At 68.8% G+C, this 13137-nt stretch carries 14 protein-coding genes; 6 read left to right on the top strand and 8 right to left on the bottom strand.

Translation table 11 applies throughout. From position 1 onward, the window contains the following. Position 1: 1 nt before the first annotated feature. From BSZ36_RS18515 to BSZ36_RS18485, 6 genes are all read right to left on the bottom strand, one after another. Positions 2 to 637: a hypothetical protein gene (locus tag BSZ36_RS18515; RefSeq protein WP_143537006.1), complete on the bottom strand. Its 636-nt coding sequence runs from the start codon at positions 635 to 637 to the stop codon at positions 2 to 4. Positions 638 to 640: 3 nt separating this feature from the next. Beyond that, complete coding sequence (locus BSZ36_RS18510; protein ID WP_179271298.1) at positions 641 to 1948, bottom strand: 7-cyano-7-deazaguanine synthase; 1308 nt, start codon at positions 1946 to 1948, stop codon at positions 641 to 643. Positions 1949 to 2523: 575 nt separating this feature from the next. Then, positions 2524 to 3459 (bottom strand): PDDEXK family nuclease, encoded by a 936-nt coding sequence (locus BSZ36_RS18500; RefSeq protein WP_094552126.1) that lies wholly within the window; start codon positions 3457 to 3459, stop codon positions 2524 to 2526. Between the two features lie 121 nt (positions 3460 to 3580). After that, positions 3581 to 4036, bottom strand: coding sequence for a PIN domain-containing protein (locus BSZ36_RS18495; RefSeq protein WP_094552123.1), 456 nt, complete (start codon positions 4034 to 4036; stop codon positions 3581 to 3583). 2 nt (positions 4037 to 4038) lie between these two features. Next, positions 4039 to 4344: a ribbon-helix-helix domain-containing protein gene (locus tag BSZ36_RS18490; RefSeq protein ID WP_094552120.1), complete on the bottom strand. Its 306-nt coding sequence runs from the start codon at positions 4342 to 4344 to the stop codon at positions 4039 to 4041. A gap of 93 nt (positions 4345 to 4437) precedes the next feature. Then, positions 4438 to 5523, bottom strand: a complete 1086-nt coding sequence (locus tag BSZ36_RS18485) for a site-specific integrase (protein WP_094552117.1) — start codon at positions 5521 to 5523, stop codon at positions 4438 to 4440. A 258-nt stretch (positions 5524 to 5781) separates the two neighbouring features. Here BSZ36_RS18485 and BSZ36_RS18480 point away from each other — a divergent pair, with 258 nt between their 5' ends. The 3 genes from BSZ36_RS18480 (at position 5782) to BSZ36_RS18470 (ending at position 6916) form a co-directional block, all read left to right on the top strand. Further along, a complete protein-coding gene (locus BSZ36_RS18480; protein WP_094552114.1) occupies positions 5782 to 6066 on the top strand; it encodes an AbrB/MazE/SpoVT family DNA-binding domain-containing protein in 285 nt (94 codons plus the stop codon). Continuing rightward, positions 6056 to 6526, top strand: coding sequence for a type II toxin-antitoxin system VapC family toxin (locus BSZ36_RS18475; protein WP_179271297.1), 471 nt, complete (start codon positions 6056 to 6058; stop codon positions 6524 to 6526). The genes BSZ36_RS18480 and BSZ36_RS18475 overlap by 11 nt, the downstream gene beginning before the upstream one ends. Positions 6527 to 6667: 141 nt before the next feature. Continuing rightward, positions 6668 to 6916, top strand: coding sequence for a hypothetical protein (locus BSZ36_RS18470; protein ID WP_094552108.1), 249 nt, complete (start codon positions 6668 to 6670; stop codon positions 6914 to 6916). A gap of 494 nt (positions 6917 to 7410) precedes the next feature. On the opposite strand, the gene BSZ36_RS18465 is transcribed toward BSZ36_RS18470, so the two are convergent. Then, entirely contained in the window at positions 7411 to 8736 is a 1326-nt protein-coding gene (locus BSZ36_RS18465) for a replication initiation protein (protein ID WP_179271296.1), read from the bottom strand. A gap of 515 nt (positions 8737 to 9251) precedes the next feature. Beyond that, positions 9252 to 10475 carry a M23 family metallopeptidase gene (locus tag BSZ36_RS20205; RefSeq protein ID WP_425442714.1) on the bottom strand — a complete coding sequence of 408 codons (1224 nt, stop codon included), beginning with the start codon at positions 10473 to 10475 and terminating at the stop codon, positions 9252 to 9254. Here BSZ36_RS20205 and BSZ36_RS18455 point away from each other — a divergent pair. The 3 genes from BSZ36_RS18455 to BSZ36_RS18445 form a co-directional block, all read left to right on the top strand. Next, positions 10466 to 10897: a plasmid mobilization protein gene (locus tag BSZ36_RS18455; protein WP_094552103.1), complete on the top strand. Its 432-nt coding sequence runs from the start codon at positions 10466 to 10468 to the stop codon at positions 10895 to 10897. The genes BSZ36_RS20205 and BSZ36_RS18455 overlap by 10 nt on opposite strands. Next, positions 10894 to 12717, top strand: a complete 1824-nt coding sequence (locus BSZ36_RS18450; RefSeq protein WP_094552099.1) for a relaxase/mobilization nuclease domain-containing protein — start codon at positions 10894 to 10896, stop codon at positions 12715 to 12717. The genes BSZ36_RS18455 and BSZ36_RS18450 overlap by 4 nt, the downstream gene beginning before the upstream one ends. 243 nt (positions 12718 to 12960) lie before the next feature. Continuing rightward, on the top strand, positions 12961 to 13137 hold a 177-nt coding region (locus BSZ36_RS18445; protein ID WP_143537000.1), incomplete at its 3' end, for an alpha/beta fold hydrolase.

Here is a 13137-nt window from a genome sequence, read left to right as displayed (position 1 = left end):
ACTACTTCTCCTTCAGATCGAGCCGTGCGAGCAGCTCAAAGAACTCGTCTCGCGCTTCCAGGACGGCTGCGTCGTCGCCGCTCGTCGTTCCGACGAACCGGTCCCTGAACCCGTAGATCCCCACGACCACCTCCGAGAGCGGGATGGAGAGGTGGTCGGCCACGGCGTACTGGAGCAAGAGGGGCTCAATCCCCCCTAGGCGTTCCGGTGCCCCTTCCTGCGTCACGATCCAAGCGGCGTAGCCGCCATCAGGGACGATGTCGAAGCGGAGGACTTGTCCCGAACACCGGAAGTCGTCGCGTACCCAGGGCGGACTCGGGACTGTGACGTTCACTCTCAGGTCGGCGCACAGCCAGCCGCCGCGCTCAAGGCCTTCCCAGTGGTCGATGTACCAATCGAGCTGGTCCCTCGTCTCCTCGCTCTTTCGCCCCTCCTTGAACTTCTCTGAGAGCTGGGCCTCGAGGTACTCTCGTGCGTACGGGCCGTCTGCTCCTAGGCTGTGATAGTACCCTATCGCGTGGCGGAGAGCGTTCGACCGGGAGTAGGTCCTCGGATCCCCCTTGTCCTCTGCGAGGCGGCGCGCCCACGCAGCGGGGTCTCGGAGGGCGTCCTCCACCTGAGAGAGAGCTAGTCGCACGGGTCAGAAGAGCTTCGCGACGTTCGGGTAGGAGGAGAACACGGCTTTGGCTTCGGTGGCAAACCGCTTGTACATCCCGATGGCCTCGACCGGGTCGATGTGCTCGTTGATGAGGTCGGGGTACTCGTCCTCCAACGCCGCCTGGCTGCGCCCATCGATGGTCGCAACGAACTCGCAGAGCTCCACCAGATTCCGTTTCCCGTCGTCGTCCGGTCTGAGGTCTCCGACGTCCTCTGTGAGCAGGTCTCTGGCGTACTCGGGGAGGGCCGTACCGTGGGCCTCGATCGAGACCCTCCTGATGAGGCAGGGGACACAGTACCCGCAGTGGTTGTAGTCCTTGCGCACGCGGGACGCCTTCCAGCAACTCACGGCGTGGGCGAGCTGGTCCGCGTGGTCCCGGACCACGTCCGAGACTACCTCGGCCTTCGTGAGATAGAGGAAAGGGTTCGTGATCTCGATGGGGTACCCGAGGAGCTTGCTCATGATCGGTCCCATGGTCGCGACGAACTCGGGGTGCGCCGTGTGAGTCGAGAACGCGCTGATCCGTGCGGCGGTCAGGGGGAGGTGGATCGCCATCTGGCCGTTCTCCGCGATCATGACGACGTCCTGTATCCGGTTTCGCCGGGCAACTAAGGCCGCGAGCGACAGGAAGAGGAACGACCTCGTGCGCTGGGTCTCCTCACGGTCCGAGTCTGAGGGGAACGGGAGCCCGACGGAGCTCCGGTCGAACCCGCTGACGCGGAACGCTGCCCGTTCGAACTGACCGGGGTACCGGTCGTCCAAATGGGCGAGCAGGTTCTCCTGGGAGGACGAGACCGCCCGGTTGGCCGTGACGTGACTCACGAGCTTCACGGTCTCCCCGGCGTCACCGAATTTGACCGCGGCGGCGAAAGAGTCCAGCCCGCCCGAGAACAGGAGGGCTTTCCCTGGTGACCCCGCTTGGAAGGCGCCGTTCGCCTCGGGTGTCCCCTCCCGCGCCGTGAATCGAACGTCCCACGCATCGTGGCTAAGCGTCCAGAGCGCGAATTGGAGCTCTCGGCGGACCCGCTCGAACGCGGCCGTATTCACGACCGGGACTGTCAGGCGGATCCGCCGGGTGATGGCCTCGCGCTCGCCCCTCTTGAACGCGAGGTCGCACGCGAAGATGGCCGAAGCCAAGACGAGGAGGTCTTCTTCGAGGCTCGTCGGCGCCCCGAACTGCTCCTCGAAGTTCGGCAGGCCGTGTTTGAGGTTGGCCCCCGGCTTCAGCAATAGGCCGTCCCCTCCCACCTCGTCGAAGACGACGGTCGCGACGTGATCGGTGTGGGTCACGCTCATCTGCCTGCGAGCCTTTGAACGATGGCCCTGACGTAACCGGACCACTCCGGACCCGCCCCGGTCGGGGGCCGGGGTCCCTCCTCCACCACCGCTTCCACCCTCGATCGGACGGCTGCCTTCAGCTCCACGGCCTGACCGACGGTCTGCGCCCTCCCACTCGGCCCGACGAACCCAGGGAGGTCGCGCGAGACGAGGTAGTTGCTCGCCTCCGAGAACAAAGCCCGGGCGAACCCGAGCGCTCGGTCCCCTTCCGCCCCAACGCTCCGTACAGCCGCGCGTCGGGCGATGTCCGCTGCGAGCGAAGCCTCACCGGAAAACGCGACCGCAAGACCCGCAGAGGCCGAGGCCTCAGAGCGTGACCCCGCGTTTAGGGCCACGTCCAGACAGGCGGCGACTACGTCGGACGCGAGGCCGGCTGCAATGTCTCCACTAGGCTGGCTCGTTGCCGCTCTCCACAACTCCTGGGCTGCGCGCTCGACCGGAAACCTCTCGGACTCGTAAACACGGTCGACCACCTTCCACATCGTGGTTTTCGGTGACCGTTGGCTGACGGATGTACCCACGGGGCCTCAGTTGGACAGTGTGGGCCGGACGACTCCGTCCTTGCCGATCGCGTCGAGCTCAGACCGGACCCGAGCGGGGTCAACGACCACGTCGAGCATGACTCGGCTCCACCGGACGGCCCCCCGGGCGGCTGGGTAGACCGACAGCATGTCGATGATGTCCATGAGCGCTGGAGCGGTTAGGAACGTCAACGGTACGCCACAATCGGCTTGGAGGTCGCGGGACCTCTCGGCGAGGGCTTTCGCTCCCTGTTTGAACGACGTTGATACTACGAGGAACGAGTGGATCCGTGGCACGAACGCCCTGTACCTCGCGCGGAAGTCTTCGACGTAGTCAGCAAACTGCCGGGCGGTGGTTTTGGTCACGTCGTAGCCGTCGCCGCCGGCGGCCTTCGCGTCGTAGATGGACACGAAGTCGTCCTTCAGCACCAGCCCGTCTGCCCGCGCCTCAAACCGCCGGTCCTGCCCGTACCGGACTACTCGCCCCCACAGGGCGAACTCGAGGGCGACTCGCACGTGGGCCTCGAAAAGGTCGTCCGGCCGACCGACCACACCCGCTGGCAACTCGTTCCGCCCCAGCGTTACGAGGCGATCCCTGAAGGAGGGGTCGAGCGGGGACGCACTAAAGACCGGCCCTCCGAACAGGGAGATGAACCGGTCCCATGCGACGGTCTGGCGGCCGTCGGCCCGTTCTGCGACCAGGACGAGGTGCGCCCCGTAGTGATCGGCGGCGGTGGCAGCGGCGTCGGCTTGGGCGGCCGTCATCTGGCCCCTCTCCGAGATCGCGAACGCATACTCCTGCACCACTCCGAACTCGTCCATGCGGGACGCTCTGAGGAGGACGTAACCCGGTTTCCTGGTCGCACTCGCGATGTGAAAGCCGCCGACGAGCAGCGTGCGCCCGGCGACTTGGAGGTTCGGACGAGAGGGGTCGTAGGCCATGTATTTAGTGCCCTCGAACGCGTTGACTGAGACGCTACGAGCCTTTATCCGATCACTCTTCGGTGCTGGCTTTGTCGGACTCGCTCAGACACCGAGACACTAGGCGCGCGAACGTCTGGACTTACAACTCGCTGGTATCGAAAGCCGGATCGAACGGGTTGACGAACGTGACGCCCTCGACGGTCGAGCCCGAGGCGAAGTCCTCGCTGAGCACGACGGGCACCTGGTTCAGCTTGGCCGCCGCCCAGATCTGCGCGTCGTAGTACGGGAACTGGTGGTCCCGGACGCCCCGGACCGCCTCCAGCACGACGGCCGGAGTCAACGGGACGACCGGGAAGGTCCGCTCGTAGAGGCCGATCTGGTGGTAGACGCGGTCGGGTGGGACCGGCGGCCTGAGCCGGAACATGGTGACGCGCGAGAACTCGGCGAGGGCCTGAGCTGGGAGCGTAGCCGACGGACCGGTCGGTCCTGGCCGACCAACGCGGGCGAGTACATCGAGCGCGCGGTCCTGCTTATCAGGGTCGCGACTGTCGATGCCGTAGACGAGAACGTTTGTGTCGAGGAGGTACTGGGCCACCGCTACGCCCCGGCCGCGTCGTCGCGATCGCGCTGGTAGCCCCGGTCGTCATAGAGGCCCTCGCGGTCCCACCCACCCTCCAGGCGGCGACCGTCGCCGAGTTCTCTAGTATGAGCGAGAAGCTCGTCGAGTGGCGAACCAGCAGGTAAGGTAACTGAACCGTCGGCGAGCGCGGCGTCGAGCGCCCGGCGGACGAGCTCGGCCTCGGACACACCGAGCTCTCGGCTCCAGCGCTTGAGCGCCCGGTCCTGTTCGGGGGTGACGCTGAACTGCTTGCGGACGTACCGGCTGGGGGGGGAGGCAGGCATGTGGGCGCGGGGCGGAGGTCCGGCATGATACGGCCTCATTACATCAGTTGTGTTGCTCGATATTCTACTCGACTCGGATCGTCCTGACGGTTGCTACAGCCCGATCCCCTCGGAGGCGTTCTCGTCGAAGAGCCGTCCCTCGCGGACGTACTCGGCGAGCATGGCGGCGCTCTTGTGCCGGGTCTGCTTCTGGATGGCCCGGTCGGGCTTACCCGCGCGGGCGGCCGTCGTGGCGAACCCCGCCCTCAGCGAGTGACCCGCGTAGAGCGTCGGGTCGAGGCCGGCCGCCTCGGCGTAGGCCTTGACCACGTTCGCGACCGTCCGCCCTGTGATCGCTTTGCGTCCGAGTCGGCCCCAGCGGTCCACCGACCGGAAGACGGGTCCTGAGAGGGGGGACGGCCGTCCCTGATCCGCCAGCTCCCGGCTGGCCGCGGCGAGGTACGACCGCACCGCGCGCACGGGGCACGTCTCGGCCCGGCTCCCGTAGGCCACGCCGACGACCTGGCCCGCGCCCTCCTGGTCGCTTTTGGACTTCGGGATGAGGAGCCTCAGCCCGTCGGGCGTGAACGAGAGGTGCTCGGTCCGCACGGCCGCGAGCTCGCTCCGCCGGAGCGCCGCGGCGAAGCCCAGGAGCAGCATCGCCTTGTCGCGCCGGCCCCGGAGCGCAGTCCCCATCGCCGCCTCGGGGTCGGCCTCCCCGAGGCGGACGGCCTCGTCGCAGGCGGTGGCCATCGCGACCACGTCGGCCGCGAGCGCGGGGGCCACCTTCTCGCGCGCCGCGCCGAGCGTGCGCACGACGCCGGCCCACACGGAGTGGAGCGGCTCGCGGGACCTCAATGCCGGGCTCTCGACGCCGGCCAGCTTGTGGGCCTGGCTAATCGCCGCCATCCGGCGCTCGAGCGTGGCCACCTTGAGCGGCGCCGTCGGCCGCCCGTTATCGCCGTCGGGTCCGGCCCCGGCGCGGGACGCTATATATAAGGCGACGGTCTCAGGCGTCGCCGGCATGGCCACGAGCTGGCGGTCCCCGCACCACGCGGCGAAGTCGGCCCAGTCGGAGCGGTACGCCCGGAGGGTCGCGTCGGACCGGGCCGCCTCGGCGAACCGGCGGGCGGACTCGGCGTCAGCCGCGAGCGCGGCGGGCAGGTAGGCGACGTCGAGAGGGACAAGGTCGGAGGACAAGGTGTATAGCTGTTATTGCATACAAGGCCACTCCGCCTGCCCAGAGCAGCCATCCAAAAATAAGTCGGACCAGCCGGTCGGTTTCCGATAAATTGTCCTTATCGGAAGTCAGATCGTGAGGTGACGTAAGGCCCGTTATGTCGCGTTCGCCTTCCGAGCGCAGAACGTCCGGAGGGGACGTTGGCCTGGACAGGAATTGCAGCTCAATCAGAGGCTTGACGTACATTCTCCGTCTAGACTGTCAACCACTCGTTCGACATGCCCTCAACCCGAATCGGCCGCCGAGGCCAGATCACTGTCCCGAAGGCCGTTCGCCAGTCGATGGGCCTCGCCGTCGGCGACCGCGTCGCGTTCGTCGAGCGCGGTGGCGAGGTCGTCCTGCGGCCTGTCCGCCAGTCGCTCCGCGACCTCCGAGGCTCGGTCCCGGTCGACGGACCTCAAGACTTCGACGCCGTCCGCGACGCCACTCGACGCGTCCGTTCGGAGCGTCTGACACGGGACGCCGGTTCTGCAAACGCCGATGGCGAGACCGATGCCGACTGACCGCCCGCCCACGAGCGCGTCGGCCAGCGCGGAGACCGGCGAGGTTCGCGGCCCGCTCTTCCTCGACACCAACGTCTTCCTCCGCTACCTCACGAACGACGTGCCGGAGCAGGCCGACCGCGTCGAAGCCTTGCTCGACCGGGCCGAGGCCGGCGAGGTCCGCCTCGTCACCTCGGTCCTGGTCATGGCCGAGGTCGTCTGGACCCTCGGGTCGTTCTACGGCCGGACCAAACCCCAAGTCCGCGACGCCGTCCTGGTCCTCTGCCACACCCCAGGGCTCGATGTCGAGGACGCCGACGGGATCGTCCAGGCCGCCGAGTGGCACGCCGAGAAGAACGTCGACTTCGCCGACGCCTACCACGCGACGTGGGCGCTCGCGCGCGGGCTCACGGACGTCCGGACGTTCAACCTCAAGCACTTCCGGCGGTTCGACGGGCTCGATGCCCAAGAGCCATCCTGATTCCCACCGTCGACCCCAGAGGTGAGGCCCCCGACGGCACCCACCGCGACGGCAGGGTCATGGGCGGAGCCGTCGAGGCCGACCCTGCACACTGGGCAAACGCTATCGGCCCGCGCGCTCCAGAACACGTCTCCCTGCTCCATGTCTGATGACCTCCTCGTCCGCCTGCTCCAGCTCCAGCACCGCAACGGCGTGGCCATCGACGCCGTCGAGCAGCTGTTCGAGAGCGGAGACCTGTTCCACCTCGACATCCTGTCCGTCGTCCTCGACGACCTCGGAGCCCCGCCGGAGACGGTCCAGGAGAGCTACTGCGACCGCTTCGCTGCGACCGTGGTCGAAGGCACCGAGCGAGAATGCCGGGCGTTCCTCGACTGGGTGCGGGCGAGGTAGATACGTCGAGCCCGCTCAGCCCCCGAGTCATGCCACCGGCGACGCTTCGGCTCCTTGACGGGTCTGTTGCCCAGGCTGCCGTCTGTCCGGTAAGGTCAAGCTACATGGGTTACCATACAATAACGGAATAACCATTGGAGACGAGTCGGAGCCCAGCAAGACTGCACCTCCTCGGACAGTCGGGGCTGAGGGGGCTAGCTCGTCGCTCCCAAACCGGCCTCCCTACCCAGCGTTGGCTGATCCCTAGGCGCTGTGATGACATTTTGCACGTATCCCGAGAGATTCCCCTTAGGGATGTGTACTACGCAAAGTGCGTTACGCACTGCGCGTAACGGGCTGCCTGCTCCTTCGCGCTCAGGCGACCTCGCCCTCTCACGCCGGGGCTGCCTCCCGGAAAGTGCCTTGGAGCGCTGCGGGCGATGGCCCTTCACGACGGTCGACCCGTCTCTCGGTGCTGGGACGCTGCCCGAGAGGTTAAGCCGTGATCTCGAGGCTCACTGCTCTCGTGCCCGCATCACATCCCGCCGAGCCACCTGGAGCACAGACCGGACGGCGATTCCGAGGCCGTCGGTCTCGCCCGACGCCACGGCCTTCTCGATCTCGCGCCACCACCCGCTCCCGGACTCCCGGAGCAGGTCGACGGCCTCGGCGTCGAGCGCGGCCCGGTCCGTGTCCGAGAGCGCGTCGGTCGCCGCGTCGAGCTGGCGGTTCTCGGCGTCGTCCTCGTCCCCGAGGGACCGGACGGCGACGACGGCCGGTGACGGGAAGAGGGCCTGCTGCGCGGCCGCAGCCTTCTCGGCCGCCTTCTGCTGCGCGGTCGTCCGCTTCCGGTTCGCCGCCCGGCCGCTCCGCTCGTAGTCGCCGCGGACAGCGGCAACGGTGTACGCGGCCAGGTTCTTGACGTCGCCGCCCGAGGCTAGCTTGTCCTCGACGAACCCCAGGTTCCGGTCGACCCGGTCGGCGGCGAACTCGGCCGTGAGGTCAGACGCCTGAGCGTCCGTCAAACCGAACTCCGCGAGCCGGTTCCGGACGGCCACGTTCAGATCCAGGGCTTCGGTCTGGGGCGCCTCGGCAGCCGCGTCGATCACGACCGCCAGCCCGTTCTCCCCCACCAGAGCGTCCTCGTTCAGGGTGGGGCCGCGCTCGACCGAAAACCGGAGCGCGGCGATCCGGCGCTTCTCCCGCCGCGTCTCCATCTTGATGCGGATGTCGCTCTGCTCGTTGACTTGCTTGACCGACGGCGTGAGCACCTTCGACCGGAACCTCTTGTACTCGGCGTACTGCCCGTCGCCGACCCCGAGCAGCCCCCGCCAGTCGTCGAGGCTGATCCAGCCCGTCGTCCCCACTTTCAGGAAGCGGAGGCAGTTCTCGTAGAGCGCGAGCGCGGGGCCCGAGCTGAACCGGGTCTGGACGGCGAGGTTGACCCGGGCGTAGATCTGGGGGTTGTAGAGCAGCTCGCGGAGCGGGGCCGGATAAGCGTATCGGCACACGCCACCCTTGATCCGGGCCGAGGCCAGGAACGACCCGACCCCCCACTCCCGCTGCCCCGAGGGGTCGAGCAGGTTCCAGGTGATCTTGAGGTCGACGAGCGCCTCGAGCGTCCGCTTGAGCGTCTCGTGGTCGTTCGAGTCGTACCCGATCGCCGCGGCGAGGTCGGAGACCCGAACGGTGTGCTCCTTGACGGAGTCGTCCGGGAGCTCGTCGTAGGCGTTGAGCAGGAGCGCGTTGGCCGCCTTCCGCTGCAGCAGCAGGAGCGCGCCCTTGACGTGGATCGCCCCGACGTGCTTCTTGACCTCGACGTTGTTTCCGGCGATCAGCATGCCGAGCGGGCTTCGAGCGGGGGTCCGTGGAGCGGTGGACCCGGAGGCTAACGACTCCCCTCCTCCCCCGCAACCAGACCGGTCGGCGGCAGTGTCCGTCCGTTTCTCTCTCCCGACCGCTGAAACAGGCCCTGACGAGCCGGATCGGCACATCCCATCCTGTAAACGGGGACCTTTCCTAGCCGCTTGGGCACGGCGGCCATCCTGTAAACGGGGACCTTTCATCCTGTAAGTGGGGACCTTTCGGGCGTTCGACTCCTGAAACAGGTCCTGGCGGCTCGGAATGGGCGATTCTGACACCCCTGCACACTCTGGCGTCGCCCGTCCTGTAAACGGGGACCTTTCATCCTGTAAGTGGGGACCTTTCATCCCGTAGACGGGGACCTTTCGTCCTGTAAGTGGGGACCTTTGCAGCTGCATCGTGTTGGGGCACAGTCGTTTACTGGCCGTAAACGTATTAAACTCTTCTAAACGTTATAAACGACGACGAGGGGCGCCGCTCTCTTTGGGTCAGGTCATGGAATGCCTCTGTCAGGAGGACCGGGGCGGATTCCAGCACGGGTGCTGTGTCGTCTCGCCTCCCATTCGTGCCGGTCAGTCGGTCGCTTTCGAGCGAGCCTCTGTGTCCGGTGCGAGCGCGTGACAGACAGCACGTCGACGGCCACCCCGCCGACTCGGACCTCGTAGTGGACATGCGGCCCCGTCGACACACCGGCTCGGGGACCGACGCCCCCGCTCCACCCGACGACGGTACCCCGCCGGACGACCGCACCGACTTCGACTCCGGCGGGTACGGCGTCGAGGTGCGCGTAGAGCGTGGACAGGGTGGCGCCCGCGTGGGCGACCTCGACGGTGAGCCCGTAGCCCGAGCGCACTCCAGCGGCCGCAACACGTCCAGCCCCCGTCGCATGGACCGGAGTCCCGACGGGCACGGCCAAGTCGACGCCCCGATGGACCGACCAGCGGCCGGAGACGGGGTGGACGCGCGGCCCGAACGGCGACGAGACAGGACCCCGGACGGGGAGGCCGACCGGACCCCGCAGACGCCGAGCACCGGTCGGTCGCCGGCGTTTCACTGTGCTCGCTGGCACCCCACTGGCCTCTCTCGCTGGTGGCAAGAGTTCGACCTCCGCGGGTCCGGGTGGGGTGCCGTCTTCGCCCTCAGCTGAGCGGACCCGATCGAAGGCGCTGCCGACGCTGACGAAGGCTTGGCCGAGGGGACCGTGATGTGGCCGCGCCGCTGAAAGTGCGAGGACCGAGAGCGACAGGGCGCCCGCGATCCGGAGGGCTCGGGCGACCCCTCCTCTACGACGAGACGAGGCCCCGCCGACCGCTGCGCGGAGGACGGAGAACGAGCTCGGCCAGGGCGACTGAGCCGCAGCGTGGAGAGCCGCACGGACCTGATTCACCCGGCCTCCACCGTCGGATGTGAGGGTCGTGTCGGGCGAGGTGTCGGGGCTCTCTGGAAGCAAGGGGGAAGGGCGGGTCCAAAGAGCAACAGCGCCGAACCGGGCCGCGAGCGGACAGGCCCCTTTCCCTTTCCTCGCCCCGTGTCCGTCCACCCGTCGAAACGGCGCCTTCTCGTGTACCAACGGTCCGGCTATGGGCAGCGGGCAAGTAGTGTTTTCCTGTGCAGGAAAACGTCCCGGTCCACCGTCGGCTCTCTCCGTCCAACGGCTTTCGCGGTCGGCCGGTGGCCGACGCTCAGGCCGTGTCTCTTCCCCTCCCCATGCCCCCATCCGAACCCGAGAGCAGCCGCGCCGAAGACGAGACATCTCCGGCCCACGAGCCTGCTGCCCAGCGCGGCCGACGACGAGGCGGGCGGCCGAAGAAGGCCGAGGCCACCGGCCGGACGTCCAGAGTCCACGTGCTGCTGACGGCGGCTGAAAAGGCGCGCGTCCGACGGGAAGCGTCGGCGGGCGGTCTCTCGATCTCGGAGTACGCCCGGCGACGGATGCTGGGCCGCTCAGTGGTCCCGCGCGTGGACGCCGACGCCGAGCGCCAGCTGCGCCGGATCGGCGTCAACCTCAACCAGCTCGCTCGCGTCGCGAACACGAGCGGGCAGGTCGAACGCGGGGACGAGCTCGACCTGCTGGTCACCGAGCTCCGGCGGACCATCGCGGGTCTCCGAGGCGGGAGTACGCCTCTGGCGGACCCGTGATCGGAGCCGCGAGCACGGGCGCCAGCTTCCAGGCCCTCGGGACCTACCTCGTCGGCGACGAGAGTCGGGTCGGGTGGGTCGAGACGCGGAACACGCTGGCCCGCGACCCCCGCGCGGTCGTGGCCGAGATGGAGCGGGACGTGGCCCTGTCGCGGAGCCGGGTCGAGAAGCCGGTCTACCACCTCGCCCTGTCGTTCGACCCGACCGATGCCCCGACGCGGGACGAGCTCCGGGGCGCCGTCGACCGGACGCTCCAGGACCTCGGGCTGGGCGACCACCCCGCCCTCGTCGTCGCCCACACCGACACGGACCACGCCCACGTCCACGTGATGGTCAGCCGAGTCGGGGCCGACGGAAAGGCGTGGTCCACGTCGTTCTCCAACCGACGACTCCGGACATCCATCGAGACTCAGGAGCGCGAGCTCGGCGTCCGGTGGACCGGGCGAAACGCCGAGCTCACACGAGCGCCCTCCGTGGAGCGTGGCACGGCCGACGTCCCCACGGCGGAGACGCCGTCGGGGCGGGACCGCGGGTTCGCCGCGGACGTCCGGTCGCGGGCGCTCGCCGACCTCCGGACGGCGACGAGCTGGCGCGACCTCGACGCCCGGCTGGCGGCGCACGGGCTCCGCGTCGAGCGGAAGGGCCGCGGGGCCGTCGTGACCGACGGGACGCGGGAGGCCAAGCTGTCGTCGGTCTCCCGGTCCGTCAGTCGGCCGAAGTTGGAGGCCCGGTTCGGCCCGCTCCGTGCGCATGAGGAGGACCGAGAGGTCCTACCACGGCACGTCGAAGAGTCAGGCACCCGGCGCACGGCTCCATCCCTCGCGTCGTCACGGACGCGATCAGGTCGGTCGCCCCGACGGTCCGGTGCCGCCCTCCGGATCGGAAAGGGGATTGTCCGGTCGGTCGACCTCGACGGCGGGCAGAGTGGCGACGAGCGTATCGCGCGGGCTCCGAAGACCGTGGCGTCCCGATCCGTGCGACGCGTGGGACGGCGAGCGGCGAAGCGCGTCGTGGTCGGGAGCGCGAGGACCCTCACCCAGCGCACGCTCGCCAGACGGTCCGCGCATCGCGACCTCCGCCCCGGCGGCCGTCTCGACCGACTCGCGGCCATGGTCGCCGAGCGCAGCCGGCTCGCCCGGCTGAAGGGCCAGTGGGGGGCTGTACTCGGACTGGGGACTCGGGAGCGGGAACGAGCCGCCACCCAACTCGCCGGTCTTCGCGACACGGCGGAGCGGTCTGGGCAGTCGTTCGTGAAGGCTCTCGGGTCGGTTTATGCCGACCCCTCCGCCGCCGCTCACGCCTTCTCCCGCGCCGCCGTGCGCGACGGCCTCGCGTCGACGGCCGAACGGATGGCGGCGGCCCCAGACTCGTTCGGCCCCCTCCGCACCGAGAAGCGGCCCGGACTAGGGGGTGCGTTCCGCTCCGCCTCGGACGGCCCAGCACGCGCGGCGGCTCCGGCGGCGGCGGAAAGAGGGGCGGCGTACGTCCGCTCCAACGACGCCTACGCCGCGGCGAGCCGTCAGCGCGAGGCTCCGTCCCCGCTGGCGGCGGCGGCCGGACGCCGGGAGTCCCGTGCGCGCGCCGTGCTCTTCGCTGGGAAGAGCGGGCCGGGCTCTCGCGGCAAGCTCCACTCGCTCGATGGCAGGATCGGACGTGCCTTCCAGCGTCTCGGGCAGCAACCCGATCCGGCGTCGAGGACGGCCGCGAGCGCTCGGCGGACGGCGAAGGTCGCGCGCTCGGCCAGCGTTCGTCTTGGGAGCGTAGGGCTCGGCGTCGCGACGGCGGCTGCCCGGTCAGTCGTTCGTGGCCTCGGGCGTTGACAGTCCGGAAAGCGTAAGCGAAGTGAGGCTGACGGACTCTGTTTTCCGGACGTGATTCAGGACTCAGGACGCCCTTACTCGTACGGTTTGCCACACACAGCGCAGCCCGTCAGTATTGGGCCGTTTTCCGGAGACGCCGGCCAAGGCGTGGGGCACGCTCACGCCCTCCCGGAACGGCCCGCACGGCCTCTGCGTGAAAGCTTGTTGCCACAACTTCTAGCTCAGGTCCTGCTCGACACCCCCATGAACATGAACTACGTCCGTAAGGGGACCGGCCCCCCGCTCCTCCTCGTCCACGGGCTCGGCGGCACGTGGCGCTCCTGGGAGACGGTCCTCGACGCCCTCGCCGCCGAGCGCGACGTGATCGCCCCGGACCTCCCCGGCTTCGGCGAGACGCCGCCGCTCGACGGCGAGGTCTCC

It is taken from the genome of Rubricoccus marinus, from assembly GCF_002257665.1.
In the GTDB taxonomy this organism is placed as follows: Bacteria; Bacteroidota; Rhodothermia; order Rhodothermales; family Rubricoccaceae; genus Rubricoccus; species Rubricoccus marinus.
This window is presented reverse-complemented; position numbering and strand designations above follow the sequence as displayed.